The organism is Klebsiella ornithinolytica, from assembly GCF_030505655.1.
Taxonomy (GTDB): domain Bacteria; phylum Pseudomonadota; class Gammaproteobacteria; order Enterobacterales; family Enterobacteriaceae; genus Klebsiella; species Klebsiella ornithinolytica.
In genome coordinates this window covers 1,427,744-1,451,187 of record NZ_CP130153.1, presented here as the reverse complement: position 1 = coordinate 1,451,187, position 23,444 = coordinate 1,427,744, and the positions used below count along the sequence as shown (strand labels likewise).

Annotated in this window: 16 protein-coding genes and 1 pseudogene; all 17 read right to left on the bottom strand. The window is 53.5% G+C overall.

Annotated features, from left to right (window positions below):
- Window positions 1–16 precede the first annotated feature (16 nt).
- Window positions 17–1,618, bottom strand: a complete 1,602-nt coding sequence (gene tssA, locus Q1L34_RS06900) for a type VI secretion system protein TssA (protein WP_099844068.1) — start codon at window positions 1,616–1,618, stop codon at window positions 17–19.
- Window positions 1,618–5,055, bottom strand: coding sequence for an ImcF-related family protein (locus Q1L34_RS06895; protein ID WP_099844070.1), 3,438 nt, complete (start codon window positions 5,053–5,055; stop codon window positions 1,618–1,620). Before Q1L34_RS06895 ends, tssA begins: the two co-directional genes overlap by 1 nt.
- Window positions 5,052–6,176 (bottom strand): hypothetical protein, encoded by a 1,125-nt coding sequence (locus Q1L34_RS06890; protein WP_327204417.1) that lies wholly within the window; start codon window positions 6,174–6,176, stop codon window positions 5,052–5,054. Before Q1L34_RS06890 ends, Q1L34_RS06895 begins: the two co-directional genes overlap by 4 nt.
- Window positions 6,177–6,317: 141 nt before the next feature.
- Window positions 6,318–6,668: a DUF7079 family protein gene (locus Q1L34_RS06885; protein WP_097357943.1), complete on the bottom strand. Its 351-nt coding sequence runs from the start codon at window positions 6,666–6,668 to the stop codon at window positions 6,318–6,320.
- A gap of 231 nt (window positions 6,669–6,899) precedes the next feature.
- Window positions 6,900–7,211, bottom strand: coding sequence for a PAAR domain-containing protein (locus Q1L34_RS06880; protein ID WP_004865314.1), 312 nt, complete (start codon window positions 7,209–7,211; stop codon window positions 6,900–6,902).
- Between the two features lie 54 nt (window positions 7,212–7,265).
- Window positions 7,266–8,363 carry a T6SS immunity protein Tli4 family protein gene (locus Q1L34_RS06875; RefSeq protein WP_327204416.1) on the bottom strand — a complete coding sequence of 366 codons (1,098 nt, stop codon included), beginning with the start codon at window positions 8,361–8,363 and terminating at the stop codon, window positions 7,266–7,268.
- Window positions 8,360–8,553, bottom strand: a pseudogene (locus Q1L34_RS28465) (acetyltransferase); the annotation flags it as partial. The pseudogene Q1L34_RS28465 and the gene Q1L34_RS06875, both read right to left, overlap by 4 nt.
- A 233-nt stretch (window positions 8,554–8,786) precedes the next feature.
- Entirely contained in the window at window positions 8,787–9,917 is a 1,131-nt protein-coding gene (locus Q1L34_RS06865) for a T6SS immunity protein Tli4 family protein (RefSeq protein ID WP_327204415.1), read from the bottom strand.
- Between the two features lie 43 nt (window positions 9,918–9,960).
- Window positions 9,961–11,091, bottom strand: a complete 1,131-nt coding sequence (locus Q1L34_RS06860; RefSeq protein ID WP_182952273.1) for a T6SS immunity protein Tli4 family protein — start codon at window positions 11,089–11,091, stop codon at window positions 9,961–9,963.
- Between the two features lie 43 nt (window positions 11,092–11,134).
- Entirely contained in the window at window positions 11,135–12,265 is a 1,131-nt protein-coding gene (locus tag Q1L34_RS06855) for a T6SS immunity protein Tli4 family protein (RefSeq protein ID WP_327204414.1), read from the bottom strand.
- Window positions 12,258–13,880: a lipase family alpha/beta hydrolase gene (locus Q1L34_RS06850; protein ID WP_327204413.1), complete on the bottom strand. Its 1,623-nt coding sequence runs from the start codon at window positions 13,878–13,880 to the stop codon at window positions 12,258–12,260. Before Q1L34_RS06850 ends, Q1L34_RS06855 begins: the two co-directional genes overlap by 8 nt.
- A gap of 3 nt (window positions 13,881–13,883) precedes the next feature.
- Window positions 13,884–16,385: a DUF2345 domain-containing protein gene (locus Q1L34_RS06845; RefSeq protein ID WP_097358249.1), complete on the bottom strand. Its 2,502-nt coding sequence runs from the start codon at window positions 16,383–16,385 to the stop codon at window positions 13,884–13,886.
- Complete coding sequence (gene tssH / locus Q1L34_RS06840; protein ID WP_204111681.1) at window positions 16,382–19,036, bottom strand: type VI secretion system ATPase TssH; 2,655 nt, start codon at window positions 19,034–19,036, stop codon at window positions 16,382–16,384. Before tssH ends, Q1L34_RS06845 begins: the two co-directional genes overlap by 4 nt.
- Before the next feature lie 176 nt (window positions 19,037–19,212).
- A complete protein-coding gene (gene hcp / locus Q1L34_RS06835) occupies window positions 19,213–19,704 on the bottom strand; it encodes a type VI secretion system effector Hcp (protein ID WP_004865348.1) in 492 nt (163 codons plus the stop codon).
- A 13-nt stretch (window positions 19,705–19,717) separates the two neighbouring features.
- Window positions 19,718–21,421 carry an OmpA family protein gene (locus Q1L34_RS06830; protein WP_137056035.1) on the bottom strand — a complete coding sequence of 568 codons (1,704 nt, stop codon included), beginning with the start codon at window positions 21,419–21,421 and terminating at the stop codon, window positions 19,718–19,720.
- On the bottom strand, window positions 21,418–22,107 hold the full coding sequence (gene tssL, locus Q1L34_RS06825; RefSeq protein ID WP_004865354.1) for a type VI secretion system protein TssL, short form: 690 nt from the start codon (window positions 22,105–22,107) through the stop codon (window positions 21,418–21,420). The genes Q1L34_RS06830 and tssL overlap by 4 nt, the downstream gene beginning before the upstream one ends.
- Window positions 22,104–23,444 (bottom strand): type VI secretion system baseplate subunit TssK, encoded by a 1,341-nt coding sequence (gene tssK / locus Q1L34_RS06820; protein WP_086816050.1) that lies wholly within the window; start codon window positions 23,442–23,444, stop codon window positions 22,104–22,106. Before tssK ends, tssL begins: the two co-directional genes overlap by 4 nt.

Here is a 23,444-nt window from a genome sequence, read left to right as displayed (position 1 = left end):
ATTTTAAGTGGGATAGCTACCCGCATAGCACTGCACTGCTGGCCGGATCGAGCGCAATCAGACCGGACAAAAGAAGTTCCATCTCCGTCTGAAGGCGTGATTTATCGGTTTCACTGCGGGCGGCTTTCATGCGCAGCAGTCTTAGGCGACGGGATTTCACTTCAAACAACAACGCAGGTGTCCACTGCGTGAGGGTAATGGACTGTGACGCACCATCGAGTTCACCCAGCAAATGTAACGCCAGTTCATTTTTGCCCTTCTGCTCTGCCACACGAGCCATCAGCAGACGCAGCAGCCATTTGTCTTTTATGGAGTCCATACCCGGACGTGTCTGCAACCAGCGAAGCGTTGTATCAAGCCCTTCGCTGTCCGCTTTCTCCAGCGCTTCCGGCTCAAGGGCCAAAATGTCGTTATCCGTCTCACTGGCAGCAATAATCGGTTCATCCCGCCAGCCGACCATATCGTCCAGCACGCTCTGGTTTATCCAGTTCAGCGTGACCTCATCAGCAAACGGTGTACCGTCGTTGAAGGCCAGGGTTTCAAGCCCGGTGAGGCGGCGCAGCAGGCCTTTCAGGTCGGCGGCGATGATGTCGGCCAGCACATCCCGGCCCAATTTCATCAGGGCCTGATGCGTGTACCACTGCAAATCCAGCCAGAGATGGTTAGCGCCACGCGAGAAGGTGCTGTCCGCCTGCTCCAGAATTTCAAGCCAGCTTTGCTGCAGGTACAGCCGTTTAAGCATGGCACGCTGATCTGCCCGGGGCGGTTCGATGCGAGTCTTACCCTCTGCATCCGGTGCCGGTATCGCGCTCAGGGTGTCATGACGCAGGCTTTTCATCAGCCGGTGAGCAGCAAGCCAGCCATCCGGCTGTTCACGCAGGTAGCCCGTCAGGGTACGGGCCTGGGCCAGCAAATCCTGGCCTGAGGTGATACGGTTCAGGACAGGCGCGTCATGTTCTGTCGTATATGATGAAGCTGGCGACTGGGCCTTGTTACCAACGTTCTGCGGGACCACAGCATCCACGCCCCCAGACTTCATCAGACGGGATTCCAGTGCACTGTACAGCGCATTCAGCTCCGGCCGTGATGCTTCCGGCTCAGTCTCCAGGCCGTCACTGACGAGCAACAGCGCCCCAGCGGTACGCTGTGCATCTTCACGCACGACTTCCGGGTAAAGTGAAAGACTGTCCAGGACACGGGTACCCGCCAACCACTCCAGTGCTGCTTTACGGCTGCGGTCACGCTGCGGGTAAAGCTGCCTACCATAGCGCTGCAGTAATCCCACCAACAGTTCAAGCCCTTCGACAAAACCTGCTTCACCATCCTGATGCAGACGAGCCCAACAGTAGTAAGTGGCAACCCGGATATCTTTAGCCGCGCTGGTCAGCAACTTTTCCGCCAACTGACAAATCAGTCCGGTATCAATGCCGGAGAGTTTGTTAACCTCCTCACGAATACGCTGGAAATCATCGTCATACCCAGGATCTTCCCCGGTCGGATTCGCATCGCTGACAGGAGTAAGCCAGGATTGCCAGTTTTCAGTGTGTGATTGTGCCTGCTCTCGCAGCAGGGCTTCATCCGCCTGACAGGCGGCAACCAGATTCGGCAAAGTGCTCATTATTCCATTCCGTCCATGTCGCTGTTCCCCGTATTGGCCATCAGCGCCTGGGCCATAGCGGCGCTATCCACGCTGAAAATCTGATCTGGCAGCGTAAAGCCGCGTAGGGCAAGCAGCGCCAGCGGGCCTTTTCCAAGTTGCGAGCGCAGCACCCACTGCAGGGTTCGACCGTCCGGGGCGGTAAAACTGATCATCCACTGGCTGCGGTCAAGCTGTTGACGCTTACCCTGATCCAGCCAGCGAATAAAGCCCCAGGTGCCGCTGTAATCCCCAAACAGGCGCGCACCGGCGTTGACCGTGGTCCAGGTGAGCATAGTTCCCGGCTTGTACGAATCTCCCGGCCAGCGGAAGGACTGCCAGTCGGCCATCTGATTGAAGTAGTGCAGCTGCTGCCCATCAATCGTCAGCTGGGTTTCCACCACCTGCGCTGCCGGGCGGGCCTGCAGCTCGAAGCTTATCCCCTGACTACCGTCGGTAAACAGAATGTCGGAGAGCTGGCTCAGCTGATTAACCGCTTTCAGGAAGGCCGGGTTAAAGGTCAGCCCCTGGCTGTGCGCGCTATCCGGCACCCACTGGCTGCCCTCTTTGTGCAGCACGCCGTTAAGCTCCGAGGTCAGGAAGCGGTCGATGCGCCCGTTGTCCTTACGAATAAACTCCGCCAGCATCGGTAATGAAGCGTCACTTTTACTCACCGAGAACGGGAAACGACCGTCAAAAGCCGTTCGCCAGTTCGCCACCACGGAGCGGCTCCAGCGGTCATTGAGGCTGGCCGCAGAGGGTTGTAAAACCGTTTCCCAGGCCTGGGTCAGCGGCTGGACAAACATCGTGCGGCCAAAACCGCTCCACTCTTCGCCAAGGCTTGCCGCCACCAGGCTGCCGTATTGTTGGGTGTCGGTCAGATCGACGCTCTTACCCTGGAACACGGTGTGGGCCAGGGTCTGCATCATCTCCTGCGGGTCGGAGGCGCTTGCCACCTGCTGCAGGCGTAAACGCACGCGGGTAATGCGGGTCAGATAGGTTTGCAGGCTCAGGGAGTTGTCCGCCGACATGACGTTACTGGCTTTGTTTTTACCCAGAAGCTGAAGCAGTGGTCCAAAGGTGTCATCCAGCGGCCCCTGCGGCCCTGCCGCAGACTGATCAATCGCAGGTTTGTCTTTCCCGCCTACCAGATCTTTAGCCGATTTGATGATGGAATCCGAAAGGCCTTCGCTTTGCTGGCCGGTCTGTCCCTGCCAGGCGAGGGTATTCATCAGGGCAATCAGTGGCGACTGACGGACATCACTCATCAGCGTCAGTTGATCGGTAACGTCAGCAATGTTGTTTGCCGGATTCCAGTGCAGGCTGTTGAGAAAGCTCAGCCAGCTGCCGGCAAAGTCGGTGAAGTAACGTTGCGTCAGACGTGCTTTCAGGGCTTCCGGCGACAAGTCAGCGGAGACGGCCTTATGGGAATCACTTAATACCCAGTCAATTTCATCGCGTCGGGAATTCGCCGCTTTCTCGATAGCCTGCTGAATCCCACCTTGCCACGCCTGACGGGTGAACATGCCCGGTACCACTTCATCAGTGGTGAACAGGCGGCGGGCATCAGTGCCGCTGGTCATGTCTTCCAGCGATACATCGGCAAAGTTACGCCGCACGGATTTGAGCATATTTTCATACAGCGTGCTTTCTGCATTGCGGCGGCCAATCTGCTGCAACAACACCTGACGGCTTTGGCTTACCAACTGCGAATCTGGCGTGATTTTCCACTGCGGCTGTTTTGGTAATTCGGAGATATAGAAGGCCCATAAATCCGGCGACAGGCTCTGCCACAGTCCGGTGGAGATACCCATCCGAGTCGGCTGCACGGTTTTCAGGGTTTGCGCATAGAACGCACCATCGACTTTATCCGGACGAGACATCATCAGCCAGGCCTTCAGTTGGTCATAACCTGGTTTCGCCAATTGAGCGCGCAGGTCGCTGTTCGGTGCAGAATTTGCCAGCGCGTTCAACTTTTGCGTAAGAGCAGTATTAGCCGGATCGCGGATCAGCCGATTGCTCGCCACGCCGTACCACGGCAGCATCGCACTCAGCAGCTGCTGATTATGATCGAGACCAAAGCGCTGATACCAGGGTGTTCCATTCTGGATATGATTTTGCAAACGACCGGCATCGTTACGCAGTTCGTGCAATACAGTAAGCTGATAATCAGAAACGGAAGGATGCTCGACAAGATCATGGGCTTTATTCGCTACGGAAGAAATCTGGCTGTAGTTCAGGGCAAAGGAGAGCAGCGTTCCCGCCCCCCAGATACCAACCGCCGCTATCATCACCCATGCCAGCGTCTGTTCCCAGGCCATGCCAACACGGCGACCGCAAACACGAGTGCAGTCGTCGATCACACCCTGCCAGCTGGCTGGTAACGTCATAGCCTGTTTGTGTACTGACGAAATAGCGCTTTCAACGCTCTGTCCATCCGCTGGTAATGCAGAAGCCAGACTGAACATCAGGCCGCGCAGCGGAACACGTTGCTGTGCGCTGTACAACCACGGTGCTAAACGCGCTTTCCAGCCTTCGCTGCCGCCCTGCTCAAGCAGCTGAGCCAGGCGCAGCATAAAATCGTAATCACGATTATCCGCAACCTGAGAAAGCCCCTGCTCACGAAGCTGTGGCAGCAATTTGTTAAGCTGCCCGGTGACATCTTCCGGCATGGCCCGCAGCGGTAATGTCACGCCAACCGGCTGAGTTTTACGCCCGTCCTGCGGCCAGGCACTGTCGCACAGCTGCCAGATATAAACCGGGGCGGAATAGCGCAGCAACTCGCTGATTTTCTCCAGACAGCGCAGGTCGCTGTCGCTTGCCTGTGGTGTCAGATTTTGACCTTCTCCAATCACGCGCACGATGCCGTCCAGAGGGCGACCACGACGCAATTTGCGAAGTGATGCATATTTTTCCGCGTCGATATCTGCCGCAAGGCTGCCGCCGTAAATCAGGACCGTACGGTTACCCTCCAGCCACCGGCTGGCCCGCAGGTTGGGTACTAACTGATTGATGGCAGTTTCGTCGCCGGTGACGAGCAGCAGACGGACTTTGTTGCGCCAGAAAAATCTGTAACGAGTTCGAAGATGATTTTTAAGACTGGAGAATAATGGACCGCTGTCACTGACCACAACTGAGGAAGGAGCTGGCTTCTCGCCTGACACCTGCGGCTTAAAGACAGCCTGATTTTTTCTCTGCTTCCATCGCCACCAGACAGGTGAAGCAATCAGCCCAAAGAACAAGACAGCGAACACGGCTCCCCAGATCGTCCAGATTTTTTGGGTTGAAACCCCGAGGTTGTTCAAACTCTCCTGATTGATAAAAATTAAAAATGCGCTTATCCCCGCCAGGCCGATAATCAGCAGGAAGTATCCCCATGAACCGTAGCGTGCATTTGGCATTATTTTTTGTTCGGTCATGCGTAAAGCTCCCTGGTAATCAAGCAAAGTGTCCCTGTTTGCTGTGGTGTTTGATTCACCAACAGCTGATCCTTACCCGTTTTATTGGCGGCCTCGGCCAGCATCACAAGGGAAAGTGGCAAGGCCATCTCTCCGGGAGGCCCAAAGGAGAGATCGATAGAATGCAGAGGTCTTTTCTCCGGCAGCGGCCAGTGATGAAGAGTTGCATATTGCATTATTTCTGTGGCTGTTTTTTCAGTTGCTCCCAACAGCCAAACGTATTCCAGACTCTGCTTATCGGGCTGAACATATTCGAATAACATATCTAACTCATTGTTAAGCTTCCCCGCTTCCAATGGCATCGTACGAGTTATGCCAGCGATAACAGACAATGAATGCTGACGAGCATAATCAGATGACGTAATAAGCTGAGCAGAAATAAACTCACTTGACTGCCCTGTGCGTCGATGAGGCCAGTCCTGAAGACAAAGCATTAATATCAGCCCATCAACATTCTTTTCATTATAGAAAGAATCTATAGTCTTCATGGAGTAGATTAAATTGGGTATGAGATCCCATTGTTGAGAAATCAACTCAATGCGTTTTTCGTCAACCCAATCTGGCGACTGGTAAACATAAACAGAGTGTAAAAAATGGCGATAGCCAGGGTACTGTCTTTCCAGCTTCCGGTCTGTTTCTTTCATTAAATCCTGAAAGCTATGCCGGGAGTTGAATAATGCCCGAGCCTTTTTAGGAAATGCTGGAACCTTTTCCAATTCGCCCAATAGCATCTTCATTCCTTTCTCTTCGGGGGAAAACAAAACATTGCCAACCACGGCAAGCTGCTGTCGACTCCAGCTGCGCCATTCGGCTTTAGTTTGTTCCGTTTCTAAATTCCAGGCTCGGCTGGCTACGACAGACTGCTCGTAGCGATTAAGCTGCACCCCGAATACGCATAACCAAATCAACAAGGCGGGCAGAGCACCGTAGAAGAAAACTTCAGCGTAAGTCGCCTTATTCCAGACCCATAAACTGGAAATAGCACCCGCAATTAACATCAATATCAACACTATTATCCAGAGCCAATATCTTGGTACTGGTAGTGGTTTTTTCTCAGGGATATCAGGTATAGGCCATGCCATAGTGAAACTCGATATTTGTGTGTTTTATTCAAAAACCAAAGGTGAAGTTAAAAAAACCACGAGCAATATTCCTAATAAGCTGAGCGTCAGGATTCTCGCTAATGTATTGAATTAAATAATGAGTTACATATAATTTATTATTTATCGCATTAGCATTTCATGCTTCAGGGCTGTCCATTCTTTCCGGTAAGTTATTTTAAGAATAGGCACGAGTAATTTATGTTTGTACTTTGCAATAAAATCTTTTTTATTATGATACTCACAAATGTCAATCCATAACGTTTTTTTATCAAACCCGCACCATACAGAAGGTGCTGGCGTAAGGAGGTTGGTATAACAAACAGGGGCAACCCATTCAAACAAGATTTCTTCCACTGTATCGACAGGGAATTCTTTAGCTACCGAGGAAATATATTTAAAATCGATTTCGTTATCGACAAAGATATCTGATAGTGCACCGCACAAGTCGAAGAATATTAGTTTATCTTCCACGCTGTAAACTCCTCAATTTCCTCATCCAGGCTGTCTGCCACTACCGACTTACTATACCGCCCGCAGCGTTATCTAATAATACTAGCGCACTTGCGCAAACTGGAGCTCCCGGGCCGCAAAGTGGCGCTACTGCTAAACCTGCTAACCACCCACCTGCGACGCCACCGCCAATTTCCCCCCCTGTTTTATCGCTTAAATCCATAAATTATCCATTACAGATTTTAGCCTCTTTTACTGCGGAGATGACTTTTCCACTCCTCCTGCATCCGCCTTAGCGTAACTATCCGGAATACCGGAGATAAATTTTGCGTGACACGGGCAGGAGCTAAAGCTGTCAAGTGACCCCGCCAGGGTCTGACCTCCATCGAATGAATCGGCAACGCCTCCTAATATTTTGTAAGTTCCGGAGTGCTTACCGCAGTTAACCATATCTCCTTCTCTGGCAGCAGAAACACCGTACCATTGAAACGTTGAATCGCCGGTAAGGATCTTTCCACCGCAGGTGGTGCTATCACCCACTCTTAAAAAATAGCCGACGCTCATTATTTGTCCTTTTTTAAATAGGGTGGAAATATGTGAAAAACATGATCAATTTCATCAGAGACATATATAACGCAGTGAATTTACTAGTCTGTCCCAGATTTCAATCATCTGCGCTTCGCTGTAGCGCGTTTTTTTATACTCACTACCGAACCCAATATTAAGATTCGGTTTATCCGGCGTGGCATCACGTTCATTAGCATAAAGCATAAAATTATAGAATATGTTCTTTTCATCCTTTCCCGTTGCCGTATTTCTGATAGTTTGAGTTCCACCAAACAGCCATGACTCTGCTGGAATATCGTTCGGTGAGAGCGCTACTTTTTTTATGGTGTACTGATTGGAGGTCTTAAGCGCTTCATTAATTTGCGCGCTGCGGTTAAACAACGTGTCTTCTGAACCCTTTATTGTGTTATCCATATCAACACCAAAAACAAAGTCATCATTTTCATAGCGGAACGTGAGACTTTCTTTATGCTTCCCGCCATCATCCCTGATAAATCCATTGGGGATACACACGCCTTTAGCCGACGGAATATCCTCATCTTTTCTGCCGCTAAGCCGTGATATCAGAGACTGCATGGCTGCCAGTTTGGCAGGCTTGGTATTTGTTTCCAGCTCGGAGAAACCAGCATTGAGATATGTTTTTTTCTCCTCCGCATACTTAGTAGCAGACAAGTCTAAAATCTTGGCAGTGATAATAAAAGCAATACCATTTACATAAACATGCGCTTCCAGATGTCGGAATGAATCCGCAGAGCCTGAATCATTTCGATCAAAAATCACGCCTTTATTACCCTCGAGTCGAATAATTTGTTTGATGTAAGGTTCATTTTCTTGTTTATTCCCTGGTTTATTTATTGCACCATTCAGCTCTTGCTCTCTTAACTCCATCCGCTGTTTAAACGCGGGCGGGTAGAGAGTTTTGCTTTCAATTTTAAAATCATCGATAAAAATCATATCGTGAATCTGATTGTTAAACGAATCTGGAACATCAATAACATAGCGCCCGATACACTGCGGTTTGGTTTGCGCAAACAAAGTATTTATCACTGGACTGTCCTTCTGCACTGGCGTGGATGCCATAGCCTGGGCAATGAAAAATATACTGCCCGCCATAAGAGATAACGCTGTAAGCTGCCGAATCGCCTTCATGGGATCGGGATCTCCTGAACCATTTTCACAATAGCCCTGAGGGTAAACAGCAGGGCTGGCCTGTCTTTTATATCCTTCAGGCTACTGACGTCGTAGGCCCCCTGGTGCTCAACCCGGTTGCCAGAATGCTTTTAATTTCGCTGTTACGGCAAATGACGCTCAGCGACTCTACCGGCACCGTGCCATCGCCGCCTGCTAAACCCAGCTTCAGGCCGGCCGCAGGTGAGTCATCCGATAACCACCTGAATTCAGGCGTTATGACAAAATCAGTGTTCTCCCAGCTCTGCGCCGCCTGGCTCATACTCTGCCCGCCAAACTTCTGCCTCACCGCCGCCCGCTGGATAATTTTGTCCGACGCTGCGCACTCCACAACACCATCAGCAATGCGAAAATTGTTATTTATCCGCCATTCTTTCTGACCGGTTAAAACGTTCCGGGGCGCAGGCGTACGCTACGGCTAATCTCGTCCCAGAAAGCGATAATTTCCTCCTTGCTGTAGGAGGTTGGTGACATGCGTTGATTATCCAAGGTCAGCATAAAACCTGGAGCCTTATAACTGGCCGTCATTTCATTGATATACATTTCAAATTGATATCGTGGTTCATCATTGTCCTCCTGCAAGCCTGTTGCCAGAAACTCCTGCGCCTGCAGCCCGTTCACACTAAAGGCCCCTTTTCTTTCTATTCCTCCCCGTGAACGGGAAATATTACTTTTTATTTCTCCCATTCTGTCCAGCACCGTGTTTTCTTCACGCGTAAAGTTATCATTGGAAACCACAACGCGTATATTGTCGAAAGTATTACTAATCAGTCCTATGTTAATATCCTCCCGCTCCCTTGCCGTCGGGTCGGTGGCAATAAACGCATGGGTGATACAGGAGCCGGGCTTTGTCGGAATGACGTCATTATCTCTGCCGCTAATCCTCGCCATCAGTGACTGCATCTGGCTGACATCTCTTGCGACGTAATTTTGGATCGGATCACCATTGCGTTGCTGATTATATACGGGGCTCGAATCATTTACCGTTTGCTTCTGTAGTTTGATAACCACGCCGTTGGTATACAGATATCCTTCCAGGATTCGCATGGCATCTGCAACGCTTTCGTTTTCATTCCTTTCAAAAATTACACCATCCATACCATCCGGTAACGGCCAGACTTTTTTTAAAAAGGGCATATCCTGGGCGTCTACGGTTTTACTGTTTTGTAGCACCTTTTCACGTAAAGCGATTAACTGCACAAAACCCGGGTGATACATTTTCTTGGTCGCCAGGTAGGTTTTATATGTATCCTCAGGACGGGAAGTCACCGCTGCCCAGATATTGTCATCCAGCGGTGCAGAGTCATTATAAGCCGTAAAGGAGGATGGCAGGTCGAGCATATAGCGCCCGACGCAGTATGGTTTCATTTCAGCGTTTATCTTATTCATGGCGACCTGCTGTGATGACGTCAGTGTTTGTGGCGAAGGGTTGTAAGGACGGAAATATTGATATACTCCGCCCCCCAGCGCGACCAAAACAGCAAAAATAATGGCTTTCCGCCTGAACTTATCCATTGTTAAGCCTCCCTGTTATTTATCTGCCATCCTTTCCTGTCGGTTAAAATGCTCCGGGGCGCACGCGTACGCTGCGGCTGATCTCGTCCCAGAAGGCGATAATTTCCTCCTTGCTGTAGGAGGTTGGTGGCATGCGTTGATTATCCAGGGTCAGCATAAAACCTGGAGCCTTATAACTGGCCGTCATTTCATTGATATACATTTCAAATTGATATCGTGGTTCATCATTGTCCTCCTGCAAGCCTGTTGCCAGAAACTCCTGCGCCTGCAGCCCGTTCACACTAAAGGCCCCTTTTCTTTCTATTCCTCCCCGTGAACGGGAAATATTACTTTTTATTTCTCCCATTCTGTCCAGCACCGTGTTTTCTTCACGCGTAAAGTTATCATTGGAAACCACAACGCGTATATTGTCGAAAGTATTACTAATCAGTCCTATGTTAATATCCTCCCGCTCCCTTGCCGTCGGGTCGGTGGCAATAAACGCATGGGTGATACAGGAGCCGGGCTTTGTCGGAATGACGTCATTATCTCTGCCGCTAATCCTCGCCATCAGTGACTGCATCTGGCTGACATCTCTTGCGACGTAGTTTCTGGCTGGTCGCCCCCTTCGTTGCTTATTATATACAGAGCTCGAATCATTAATGGTCTGCTTCTGGAATTTAATAACTACGCCGTTGGTATACAGATATCCTTCCAGGATTCGCATGGCATCTGCAACGCTTTCGTTTTCATTCCTTTCAAAAATTACACCATCCATACCATCCGGTAACGGCCAGACTTTTTTTAAAAAGGGCATATCCTGGGCGTCTATGGTTTTACTGTTTTGTAGCACCTTTTCACGTAAAGCGATTAATTGCACAAAACCAGGACGATACATTTTCTTTGTCACCAGATAGGTTTTATACATATCTTCTGGTCTGGATATTACCGCTGCCCAGATATTTTCATCCAACGGAGCAGAGTCATTATAAGCCGTAAAGGATGATGGCAGATCGAGCATATAACGCCCTACGCAGTAAGGTTTCATTTCAGCGTTTATCTTATTCATGGCGACCTGCTGTGATGACGTCAGTGTTTGTGGCGAAGGGTTGTAAGGACGGAAATATTGATATACTCCGCCCCCCAGCGCGACCAAAACAGCAAAAATAATGGCTTTCCGCCTGAACTTATCCATTGTTAAGCCTCCCTGTTATTTATCTGCCATCCTTTCCTGTCGGTTAAAATGCTCCGGGGCGCACGCGTACGCTGCGGCTGATCTCGTCCCAGAAGGCGATAATTTCCTCCTTGCTGTAGGAGGTTGGTGGCATGCGTTGATTATCCAGGGTCAGCATAAAGCCCGGGGCCTTATAACTGGCCGTCATTTCATTGATATACATTTCAAATTGATATCGTGGCTCATCGTTGTCCTCCTGCAAGCCTGTTGCCAGAAACTCCTGCGCCTGCAGTCCGTTCACACTAAAGGCCCCTTTTCTTTCTATATCTCCCCGTGAACGGGAAATATTGCTTTTTATTTCTCCCATTCTGTCCAGCACCGTGTTTTCTTCACGCGTAAAGTTATCATTGGAAACCACAACGCGTATATTGTCGAGAGTATTGCTTATCAGTCCTATGTTAATGTCCTCCCGATCTCTTGCCGTCGGGTCGGTGGCAATAAACGCATGGGTGATACAGGAACCGGGCTTTGTCGGAATAACGTCATTATCTCTGCCGCTAATCCTCGCTATCAGTGACTGCATCTGGCTGACATCTCTTGCGACATAGTTCTGAATTGGGTCTCCATTGCGTTGCCTTTCATAACGTGAAGCTGAATCATTGACTGTCTGCTTCTGTAGCTTGATAACCACGCCGTTGGTATAAAGATATCCTTCCAGAACACGCATTGCATCCGCAGCGCTTTCATTCGTATTTCTTTCAAAAATCACACCATCCAAACCATTTTGCAATTGCCAGATTTTTTTCAAAAATGGCATATTCTCACTTCTGATAGTATGGCCTTCACGTAACTCCCCCTCCCGTCTCGCCAGCAACTGTACAAAACCAGGACGATACATTTTCTTTGTCACCAGATAGGTTTTATACATATCTTCTGGTCTGGATATTACCGCTGCCCAGATATTTTCATCCAACGGAGCAGAGTCATTATAAGCCGTAAAGGATGATGGCAGATCGAGCATATAACGCCCTACGCAGTAGGGTTTCATTTCAGCGTTTATCTTGTTCATGGCTTCCTGCTGTGATGACGTCAGTGTTTGTGGCGAAGGATTATAAGGACGGAAATATTGATACAGCCCATATCCCGCTACGATTAAAGCGGCGACGATAATTGCCTTTTTCTTTATCTTATTCATGGTAAGCAAGCCCTGTATTTTTCACCAGCTGTGCAATTCTGATAATTGACCGCAGGGTAAACCAGCGCGCATCCATGGTATTGTCAGATTTATACGCTCCCTCATGGTCAACGCCCACCCCCAGCTGGGCCTTTAACTTAGGAGAATTAATCACGGCCGCTCTGACCGGTACCGTACCGTCGCCGTCTTCCGCCGGGGGCGATAATTCATATTTGCGGGTAACATAACCCTGGTCGGGTGTTTCCAGCGTTGCATAGCGGATGGTCTGGTTAAATTTGTCTGCCGGGTAGAAGACTTCTCCCTGTTCGCTGACCTGCGAGCGGTAGGCTTCCGGGGTATGTTTTCCACTTATGTCCTTCCAGTGCAGTTCTGCATAAGAAGGATATTTCTTCCCGTCATTTCCATAAAAGGCAAAGGTATTATCATGATAATGACCATTAAGATCCTCTACGAAAGTCTGGACGTCTGTAAAAAGCGTATTTTTAAAGGACAACCAATCTTTATCAAGTTGAACTTTATCCATATTTTTATTTTCCGGATTAATAAAGCGTTCCTCGCATAATCCCCACCACGCCGATCGCTGAGTGTAGATTTCCGTGTATGGATCTGTCTGGGGCAACGGCTGCTGAAGGCCCTCAACGTGAAACCAGCCCATCCCGTATCCCTTGCCAGGCAGGAGTTGTAGAGGACCCGGCGATTGTGCCAGTACAGGAGTCATTTCCGCGCCGCTGCTGCCAATCACTAAACCAACTGTCCCTGCCTCTCCCGCTTTCATACGCTTATAGGCCATCGGGGCGCCACGATCCGGCATCACCCCGTGTACAATACCCAGGATATTTTTCTGCCCGTAATCACCGTCCAGCAGTTCCGAATAGTAACGGGCAACCAGTCCCCCCATAGAATGGGTCACCAGGATCACCTTTTCGCATTTGCGTCCACTGGCTTTGTAACCGGTAATGATATTATCAATACGCTTAGCCAGTGCTTTTGCAGAATCCACATTCGACTGCAGCCAGTTGTAACCCACCGCATGGACCGGAAAGAGGTACTGATAGCTTAAGGCCACTTCCTCTGGGGTCAGGTTACCCTCACCGATTTCTGCCCCCAATGGTTTATCCAGCAGCCTCTCACGCAAGGTCAGTCGCCCATTTTTGCTGGTCTTATTTTTTAACATTGCCTGGTTATCGTTCAGCGCCTCCTGGAGCCAGGGCAGGAAGGTGCCGTAGCTCATCGCCCCCACTTCGCCCCAGTCCCGCTCCCGGCGGGATTTAAAAAGCAGATACTCTTCAGGACTTTCAGTCTCAATCTTCCCACTGGGATCGACAACGGTTTTACTGGGATCCAGTAATTTTTTTCTTTTCGCTGGCCCTCTTCCTATCCAGGGTAACATGCTTGTAATTCCGTTGACGGTCCAGACGGGTTGATTGTCATCGGGGTTCATCAGATTACTCCCCATCACCCCCGGTAAAAACACAACCGGGATGACTCTGTCCGGCATCTTGTAAAGTTTGAGCCATTGCTCCTTGTCTTTCGGTGTGGCAATGACCTTATAGAGGGGATGGCCAAACTTGTCGTAGCCCAGCAGGACATTATTATTTTCAGCGGTCTCACTCATCCGTTAGTCCTCATCCTTCAGGTTTATCTGCATTGACGCAGGATCCACTAAGCTCTGTTTTTCCCCGCGACCAGATGCAGCGGTCATTAACTCCTGCACGGTGCCATCGCTGTGCGTCAGGCTGATTTTCTGACCCGCGACAGGTTTCTCAGAATAGGGCCACCGTACTTCAGGCCCCATTTCGAATTCGCTGCTCTCCCAGCTCTGCGCCGCCTGGCTCATACTCTGCCCGCCAAACTTCTGCCACACCGCCGCCCGCTGGATGATTTTGTCCGGGGCCGCACACTCCACAACGCCATCCGCAATGCGGATATAGCCGCCCCCGCTGGTGAGAATGATTTCCTGCTTCGCGCTGATGACCAGCTTGCCTTCGCTGCTGCTGATGCGGATATCTTTTAGCGCATCCAGCGTCATCTCATCGCCCTGCGCCTGTATCTCCACCTTTCCTTTACTGGCAAACATTTTGATACCCAGCTTTTGCGCAAACAGACTTATTCTCTCCCCGGCGGCCACGGTGAATCTCTGCAGCGCACTGAAATCCGTGTGCCCGCCGCTGGTGCTGATGACATTCTCACCCGCTGACAGCTGCACGCTTTTCGGCGTGCTCTGGGCAATTCCTGCCGGGGCGGAAAGTAACAACGCCGACTGTTTCAACCCGGTCAGCGCCTGCTCCAGCAGCGCCTTCTGGGTCCGGATATCGGCCAGTTCGGCTCTGGCGGTTTCCACGGCGCTGCTCAGGGCTTCGGCCTGGCTGAGCGCCTGCTGCAGCTGGCTCAGTGCCGCATCCATCTCCAGCACCTGGCCCTGCGCCTTCGCCTGGCCATCAGCGCTGATGAATATCCCTTTCTGCGCCCGGATGGCGCCCCATGAATCCGTGCGCAGCTCGAAGCCTTCCCCGCGCGGCTGCTTTTCGCTGTCCACTAAATGGCCGAGGTTCAGCTGGCTCTTGCCACCGTATTCGGTGGAGACCTTGATGTGCTCTTTCCCGCGCTCATCGTCGAGGCGAATTTTGTTGTTCGCCGGGGTGCGCAGCACGTTGCGTTTATTGTTGCGGATGGTGACATGGTCGCCGTGCGCCGAATCATGCAGCACGCCGGAGATATATGGCCTGTCCGGGTTGCCGTCCTCAAAGCCAATCGCCACTTCGGTGCCCGCCAGCAGCGGCAGGTGCAGGCCGTAAGTATCTCCTGCGTAGGGGCGCGACTGACGCACCCACAGGCTCTCGAACCCCGTCTCCCAGTTATCACGGTCAAACAGCATGTTGACGCGATAGCGGCCGTCTTTGTCGATATGGCCGTAGGTGTCGTTTTCGGTGGTACTGGTGACACGGGCCGGCAGCGTGCCGGCCATCACCGGACGTGAGCCTGGGTCAGGACGGAAGCCAAAATCGGTGCTGTCCGGGATACCGTCAAACCTGACGCCAAAATCTTCATCCCGCCGCGCATGGCTGTGCATCGCCGTGATGACCACTCCCTGAGCAAACACGTCTGCCACTTCGTACCCGCCGGTGACTTTCAGTACCTGACCCGGAGAGAGGGTCGGGCAGCTGGTGATGGCATGAATCTGCGTCTGGCCATTCAGGTAGCGCTCATGACGAATGCGGGCATAAAACGCCCCGGACTCCGGGGCAGGATTGCGGTCATATGCGCTGCCCTGGGTCAGGTAGTTGTCGGCATAGTGGTATGCCTCGCCGTAAGTCGTATTGTCGCCACGGGTCGCGTCCACCAGGGTGTTCATGTCATCCGTGGCCTGGCGGTAGTTGTAATCGCGGGTGCTGACCTGCTTCTGCACCACGTGGTGGTGGCTCTCCATCCCCCACACCGAATCCACGCCATCTGAATGCTGGCCAGACGGCGGAACCGAGGGTAGCGTCAGGCCTTTCTCATATCCCTGCTGGCTGTCGTAAAACTCCACCACGTCAATGTTCAGCCGGGTGTCGGTGGTGAAGCGGAACCAGATACCCACCTCACCCAGCAGACGGGTGATAAAATGCAGGTCGTCCTCGCCGTACTGCATCACCTGCTCGCGGCGCGGATATTCTTTGCTGAGCGAGAAAAGGAAATCCTGACCACGCAGGCCATGGCGCTCGCGGAGGATTTTTTCCACAATCTGCGGGACCGACATATCCTGGTAAATCGCGTTCTGGTGCGAGCGCCCCAGCAGTGCCAGGCGTGGCTGTAACGTCAGCGCATAACAGGTCTCGTCTTTCGAGGTGCTGAGTCGCTCAAACCCGCTCACCACGCCCTGAATCACCCGGACCGCCTGCTGCATTTTGATGCCAAAGCCCTGGTTCACCGGAGCCTGCAGCGTCAGCGAGCCCGGTTTCATCAGCATCATCTCTTTGCTGATGGCATGGTCACAGCTGGTGAATTCAATCCGGTAGCTGAACGGTGTGCTCAGAGCTTCATCACCTTCAAAGGCCAGCACATCCAGCTCTGCCTCACATCCCTTCACCGACAGCAGGTGATGGTTGTGGCTGAATCTGATCGGGGGATTACTGCTCATGCGTGCACTCCTTGTGTACGGTCAAACTCCAGCCCGATACCCTCTTCCTCACTCCAGCTAAGGCATAACGACTGTGGTTTCTGTCTGGCGGCCATGTGGGTCAGCAGCTGCTGACTCAGTACCGGCAGAATTTGCTGGTTGAGCAGGCTGTCGACGTTACGTGCACCGGTATCCGGCAGCAGACAGACGGCGGTCAGCGCGTCGTACAGGCTCTCTTCGATGTGCGTGGTCAGACCGTAGTGTCGATGTAAGCGCTTGCTGACCTGCGACAGCTTCATTTCCACGATGGTGCGCATGGCGGGCTCATTAAGCGGGCGGTAAATCACCGTCTGGAAACGGGCCAGCAGCGCGGGCTGGAAATGATCGCGTAGGATCGGGCGCAGCAATTCATGCAGATCCGCTTCGGTCGCTTCCGGATGTTCGTCCAGCAGCTGCATCAGATGGTCGCTGCCAAGGTTGGAGGTCATCAGGATCACCGTATTACGGAAGTCGATTTCACGGCCTTCGCCGTCGCGCATGAAACCGCGGTCGAACACCTGATAGAACAGGTTCATCACGTCGCGGTGCGCTTTTTCCACTTCATCCAGCAACACCACGCTGTACGGGCGTTTGCGCACGGCTTCGGTCAGGATGCCGCCCTGGCCATAACCGACGTAGCCCGGCGGTGAGCCTTTCAACTGAGAAACGGTGTGCGGCTCCTGGTATTCGGAAAGATTGATGGTGATTAAGGATTTTTCGCCGCCGTACAGCACGTCGGCCAGCGCCAGCGCGGTTTCGGTTTTACCGACACCACTCGGACCGACCAGCAGGAACACACCCTGTGGGCCGTTTTCAGACGTGAGGCCGGTTTTCGCTGCTCGCAGGCGTTGCGCGATGGCAGTCAGCGCCACGTCCTGTCCGACCACACGTTTGCCGATTTCATTTTCCAGGGTCAGCAGCCCAGTCTGCTCGTCTTTCATTAGCGAGGACAGCGGTACGCCGGTCCAGTCGGCGATCACGTTAGCCACGGTGCGCACATCCACATCGGCAGAAAGCAGCGGGTTGCTGTGCTGCATGGCGTTCAGCTGCTGTTGCAGCGCCTGAATCTCGCTCTGGCGCGAGATATCCTGGCGACTTTCCAGCAGCTGTTCGGTAAGTTTCAGCTCTCCGCCGTACCGGGTCTCCAGTTCGTCGAGCGCGACGATAAGGTCATTTTCTTCCTGCTCAATGGCGGCCAGGCGTTCGCCGTGCGTCTGGCTACCCAGCGCAATGTCTTCCAGCAGCGACTGCCTCTCCATTTCAAGCGAGGTAATCTGCGAGCGAATGTGGGTCAGCGGTTCCGGTACGGTATCGAGACTCATGCGCACCCGGGCGCTGGCGGTGTCGAGCAGATCAACGGCCTTGTCCGGCAGCTGGCGGCCCGTCAGGTAGCGCCGTGAAAGGCTGACGGCGGCGCGCACCGCATTATCGGTAATGTGCACGTTGTGGTGTTCGGCATAGCGGGACTTCAGGCCGCGCAGCATAAGGCAGGCGGTGTCATCGTCGGGCTCGTCAACTTTCACCATCTGGAAGCGACGTTCCAGGGCGGCGTCACGCTCGAAATACTGTTTGTATTCAGACCAGGTGGTGGCGGCGATGGTACGCAGTTCGCCGCGCGCCAGCGCCGGTTTCAGCAGGTTGGCGGCATCTGCGCCCCCCGCCTGGTTGCCCGCGCCGATGATAGTGTGCGCTTCGTCGATGAACAGCAAAATCGGCACCGGTGATTGCTGCACGGCATCGATGACGTTTTTCAGCCGCTGTTCAAATTCGCCCTTCACGCCCGCCCCCGCCTGCAGCAGGCCAAGGTCAAGCGCGCGCAGCACAACAGGTTTGAGCGCTTCCGGTACATTGCCTTCGGCGATTCTGAGTGCGAGACCTTCCACCAGGGCGGTTTTGCCGACGCCGGGTTCACCGACCAGGATCGGATTGTTCTTGCGACGACGGGAGAGAATGTCGACCATCTGGCGGATTTCCGTGTCGCGGCCAAACACCGGGTCGATTTTGCCGTCCTTCGCTTTGGCGGTGACATCGAGAGTGAATTTATCCAGCGCGTTCTGCAGCGCCGGGGACAACTCGCCCTCTTTCACTTCTGCCCCAACCGGGCGCCCGACAAACGCCACTCCCCCGCCATGGCTCTGCGCCAGTTCAGCTTCCTGCTGCACGTCCGGACGTTCGTCGGACTGTGCATCGAGTAACGGACGCAGGCGATCCAGCTGACTCTGGCCCAGAGTCAGCAATGGCCACAGGCCATCACAGTGGGCCAGTTTGGGCTTTTCGACCAGCGCCATCAGCAGATGCACGCTACGGATTTGCTCTTCTCCATTAAGAGAGGCCGTCAGCCAGGCTTCCTGCATCAGCGTCTGGATGTTTTCCGAGAGCTGCGGTCGGTGACGCACTGAGCGCGGTTGTTTGTCCAGCCAGACGAGCAAATCCTGCCACAGCGCCTCCATATCCCATTCGTAACGCCGAGCCAGCACGGTGAGGTCACCCTCGCCCTGCTCCAGCAGTTTCAGCAGCCAGTGCTCCGGCAAAATTTCCGCATGTGCGCGGGTCTGACAGAGCGAGGCTGCCCCTTCCATCGCACGGGCACAGTAAGGGTTCAGACGTCGCAGCAGGATGGCTGGATTTTCCATGAGTCTCTCTCTTTGTCGGTTCCTGGACACGCTACCGCCCCTCGCTGTTTCCCGAGAAGGGGACCAAAGCGCATACGGTCGGCTGGCAGATTGTGGGTTCTTTGCTCAACGCCCGTCGGCGGCAGACATTCAGCAAAGACAAAAAAGCGGACAGAGAAGCTCTGCCCGCTCGTGACTTACGCAGTGGCGCGTTCGTTCCAGGAATCGGAATGAATGATGTTGCCGTCTTTGTAGGTCCAGGTGATTTTTTCGTAACGTAGTTCGATCTGTTCGAGGTGGTTATGCTTCTCGTAAGCAGGATCCTTGATGTCGTGCATCACCGGGTTCACTTTCACCACTTTCACGTTTTCGAGTCTGGTGTTGAAGTACTCCACTTCCTGGCCCGCGTCGTTGATTTTGTACCACTTAAATTCCGCGGATTTCAGGGTCTGACCGGTGGTCACCGCCTTGTACAGATACGGGCTGGACGAATCGATTTCCTTGGTGAACAGGAACGGGGTGTGGATACGGGTACCCGTCAGCTTGCCGGTGTTGTTGTCGGTCGGGATGTACAGGTTATGCTGTTGTGCCACCACTTCGATGCTGCCTTCGCGGTCCTGCACGTCCACAGACCCTTTGATGTCCGCGCCGCCGTCGTCTTTCAGCCAAAGATAAACAGGAATTGCCATCGGATTTACTCCATTAATGTTGAGAAACGTCATCATCCTGCGATGACGCTGTGGGTTCGCCCGGTAGCTGACAGGCGTTCGCCTGCGGTACCAGACTGATTTCGACACGACGGTTGAGCGCGCGCCCGTCCGCGGTGTCGTTAGTTGCGACAGGACGACTTTCGCCATAGCCCTGCACTGCAAAACAGCTTTCCGGCAGGTCGCCGGTGTCACGCATCCAGTCGCGCACAGCTGCGGCACGTTTCAGAGAAAGCGGCTGATTCAGTTGTGGAGTGCCGGTGTTATCGGTATGACCGGCGACCACGATCAGCCAGCCCGGCTTTGCCTTAACGCCGACCAGGGAGTTGACCAGCATTTTGGTGGAGCCAGCCTTTAACACAGATTTGCCGGAATCGAACAACGACATGCTGTCGAGGCGGACAATTTTCGGTACCGGTTTGGGTTTTGGCTGCGGTTCAGGTGGCGGTGGTGGTGGCACCCAGGAACGGATCGCATCCAGCACAGGCATTCGCAGACGCTCTCCCTGATACAGACCGAGGCCCATCCGCGCCGGTATGCCATTGCGCGCCCAGTCATCCAGCTCTGCCGCATCGTCACGCAGGACGGCAACAGCATCGGCTTTTGGTCCCAAATCATGCATCGGGATACGGTCATAGCGGGCAATATCGAAGCTCACACGCTGCAGCAGCTGGCGATTGTTCCAGCCACTACTGAGCAGCGCAGCAATGGCTGCCAGCGTGAAAATCCAGAGTGCACAACGGAAGGCTCGCCCACGCGGCGTCAGGCCTCGCCCCTCTGGCAGCAGCGGCAGAATAAAATCCGGGAACGGGGAGATAACCGTACTGTCCGTGCCCACCGGCTGCCAGCCGGCCACCTGCTGCATCGCAGTGTGACGGGAAAGCCACGCCGTCCAGGCAGATGTCGCCAGACTTCCGGCAAGGATCGGTCCCATTCCCCACAGCACCGCGGTAGGAGCAATGGCAGGAACGTCAGGGTTTTCATCCATAAAGACAGCTTTGACGTGCTGATGGAACCAGTTCATCAAGCTGTTCATCAGCACCTGTTGCTGCATCGCAGGCGACCCACCGGTGGTGACCCATGCAACGATTGAACTCGGCGCTGAAGACTCACGCCAGATCCTCACCCCTTCCCCCGGGATAGCCGCCTGCCAGAGCAGATCATTCGTCATCGCGCTGCCAACCTGACCATTCAGAACCAGCGGCACAGAATGACCCGTTTCTTTACGCAGCCGGCTGATTTGCCAGCGCAGGACCAACAGACGACTGGTCAGGGCTTCGCTGTCTGCGTGTTTCTGCGGGTAAACACTGACCATCACCGACAGCTGACGCCCCCAGTCAGGACGCAGCCACAGCAGTTGGCGTGCTACCTGCTCAACATCCTGATGTTCTTCAACGCGGATCCAGCAGCCATGCGTCACGGTCAGCACCTGCGACGCCTCTTGCCATGTCCAGGGAACATCACCACAAACCAGCACAACAGGCTGGCGGTATGTCACCTCCGGCAGATTATCGAGACATGCAGTATGATTTTGTTCTGAACGACGAGAGGACACATACAGCAGCGCCGCTATCCCCCCCCAGACGACCAGCAGGATAAGGATCGAAACCAGTCTCGAAAGAGGCAGAAAGCTCAGGCAGATCGTCCCTGTTAAAAGCGCTGCCCAGAGAGCAAGCCACCGCTGTTGCGCAGGACTCATTTCACCGCCCCAGGCAACAGGGTTGCCAGCATCTGATCCAGCCAGTTGTTCAGCCCCCACCACAGCGCAGCGACCACGATGACGCTCACGGCAATGCGAACCGGCCATGAGGAAAACCAGCTACCGACTCCTCGCCCGCTGCGGCTTTCAGCCAGTACCGGATGCGTTTGCGGATAAGTGAAAGGCGCCACGTGTTCGCTGAGCGCTTTCACCAGCTTCTGCCGCTCCGGATCGTTCAACGAACGGTAGCTACCGAGAAAGCCCAGCATCATGACCCGTTGGAAGCAGGTTAAAACGGCACTCTCTGATGCGGGTGCATACAATACGTCACGCATGCGGTCACACAGCGTATCGCCCGCTTCCATCGTGCCCAGAAAATGCCCCTGCAGTGGAATGTCATACCACTGAACGCAGGCATCATCCTGCAGGCCACGACTTTTAACAGCCTCATCGATCAGCGCACATTGGGCAGTAAGGATATGCTGGCAGCTTGCGTCATCCAGCCCCTTCTCTTTCAGCACCAGCTGAACGCGCTCGACATCTGCAACGCAGCGCTCCCACAGCACCCAACCTTCTCCCTCCTGGAACGTTGGCCCATGGCGCAGGCTGACTACCTGTAGCCACGTGTCCTGCAACAGGGCATCAATATCAATGGGCGCGATCACTCCACGCTTGGTTTTACTCATGTTCTCAGTACCGCAAAGAGTTCAAGTTCAGGTTCACCGAGCGTGCCCGGGGTGTAGAACATGCAACTGCCGCTCTCCAGCATTTCTTGTGCCGCCGGATGGGATAAATCGAGCGAGAAATACTGGTTTTCCAGACGCAAAGGAATGGCTGCCGGGACGTGATGCAATGGTTTGAGCGGGATGCCCTGTCGGGAGGCATTCACCAGGTTTGTGACATAATCAGGGCTGCCCACTTTGCACTGGCGAGGGAACTGCTCCTGCAGCTGTGCCACCGGAACAGGCGAGCGTACGGACAGGTAATAATCCGCCCCTTCAAGCAGGCGAGGATCCTGCAGACGAGCCAGCCATTGACGCAGGCGTTTGTCATGCGTCAGCTCAATGGACACCACGCGGGATGGAAGGCTGGCTTCCAGTAAATCGCTTAACAGGTCGAACAGCGGCGGGAAAACCGCATTCAGATGTTCGTGCTGGTAAGCCGGGATTGCGCTAACCTGGTGCTCAAGGGAGAAGGTCAGCAGGCCACCCGCCAGACGAGCCAGCTCCGGGAACAGGCGCTCGACGGCGCTTTGTGGAAAACGCTGGAACTGTGCCAGCACCGGTTCTGCGCTGTTGAGCGCATTGAGGAGCCAGAAAAGGGAGACGTCCGCCACAGCAAAGTCGGCCATTCGTTCGTTACTTTCACGACGCATGGCCATCAGACGTATCAGACGCGCCCGAAGCTGAGTCATCAGTTGATCAAGCTGCTTCATCAGCCAACGGCTACTTCGTACACTCAGTAACGGAGGTAAAAAGCTGTCATCCAGCGTCCAGACTCCCTGTGAGTCCTGCTGCAGACGCGCCACCGGGCAGGTCAGATAGTCGCTGTTATTCTGATGGGCAAAGCGCAAACTGAGTTCAGGCTGCAGAACCGCAATCTGGCGATTATCGTCACCAAACTGGTTGCGGACATCATGCCAGCGCTGACGATAGCGAACCGGACGTTCAGCTGCCTCGTCTGGCTTCAGGCAGTTACCGCCGTTGGCGCGCCATAGCGGTAACGCCAGTACCACGATGGTTTCGTGCGATTCCCCTTCAAGCGATAGCACCGAAGGCAGGCCGTCAGCATTATCACTATCAACCAGGGTGCCATCCTGAAAACGAATATGCAGCCTGCTGGCCTGTAAACGGCCCAGCTTCAGCATGTTTTGTTCAAATGCAGCCTCAATCACCCCCCAGGGGTGGCTGAGACTCATCTGCGCGATACCTTCGGCAGACCAGGCAGCATATGCGGCCTGTTGCTGGAAGTGCTGGGGCGAGACCATAATCCCTCTTCCCCATAACGGTTGCTCCGTTTTCAT

Excerpts from the sequence above, each read along its gene's own strand:
- tssA (WP_099844068.1), bottom strand. The coding sequence starts at position 1,618 with ATGAGCACTTTGCCGAATCTGGTTGCCGCCTGTCAGGCGGATGAAGCC.
- Q1L34_RS06845 (WP_097358249.1), bottom strand. The coding sequence starts at position 16,385 with ATGAGCAGTAATCCCCCGATCAGATTCAGCCACAACCATCACCTGCTG.
- Q1L34_RS06830 (WP_137056035.1), bottom strand. The coding sequence starts at position 21,421 with ATGAGTCCTGCGCAACAGCGGTGGCTTGCTCTCTGGGCAGCGCTTTTA.
- hcp (WP_004865348.1), bottom strand. The coding sequence starts at position 19,704 with ATGGCAATTCCTGTTTATCTTTGGCTGAAAGACGACGGCGGCGCGGAC.
- Q1L34_RS06860 (WP_182952273.1), bottom strand. The coding sequence starts at position 11,091 with ATGGATAAGTTCAGGCGGAAAGCCATTATTTTTGCTGTTTTGGTCGCG.
- Q1L34_RS06880 (WP_004865314.1), bottom strand. The coding sequence starts at position 7,211 with ATGAGCGTCGGCTATTTTTTAAGAGTGGGTGATAGCACCACCTGCGGT.
- Q1L34_RS06895 (WP_099844070.1), bottom strand. The coding sequence starts at position 5,055 with ATGACCGAACAAAAAATAATGCCAAATGCACGCTACGGTTCATGGGGA.
- Q1L34_RS06890 (WP_327204417.1), bottom strand. The coding sequence starts at position 6,176 with ATGGCATGGCCTATACCTGATATCCCTGAGAAAAAACCACTACCAGTA.
- tssL (WP_004865354.1), bottom strand. The coding sequence starts at position 22,107 with ATGAGTAAAACCAAGCGTGGAGTGATCGCGCCCATTGATATTGATGCC.
- tssK (WP_086816050.1), bottom strand. The coding sequence starts at position 23,444 with ATGAAAACGGAGCAACCGTTATGGGGAAGAGGGATTATGGTCTCGCCC.
- Q1L34_RS06850 (WP_327204413.1), bottom strand. The coding sequence starts at position 13,880 with ATGAGTGAGACCGCTGAAAATAATAATGTCCTGCTGGGCTACGACAAG.
- Q1L34_RS06875 (WP_327204416.1), bottom strand. The coding sequence starts at position 8,363 with ATGAAGGCGATTCGGCAGCTTACAGCGTTATCTCTTATGGCGGGCAGT.
- Q1L34_RS06865 (WP_327204415.1), bottom strand. The coding sequence starts at position 9,917 with ATGGATAAGTTCAGGCGGAAAGCCATTATTTTTGCTGTTTTGGTCGCG.
- Q1L34_RS06855 (WP_327204414.1), bottom strand. The coding sequence starts at position 12,265 with ATGAATAAGATAAAGAAAAAGGCAATTATCGTCGCCGCTTTAATCGTA.
- tssH (WP_204111681.1), bottom strand. The coding sequence starts at position 19,036 with ATGGAAAATCCAGCCATCCTGCTGCGACGTCTGAACCCTTACTGTGCC.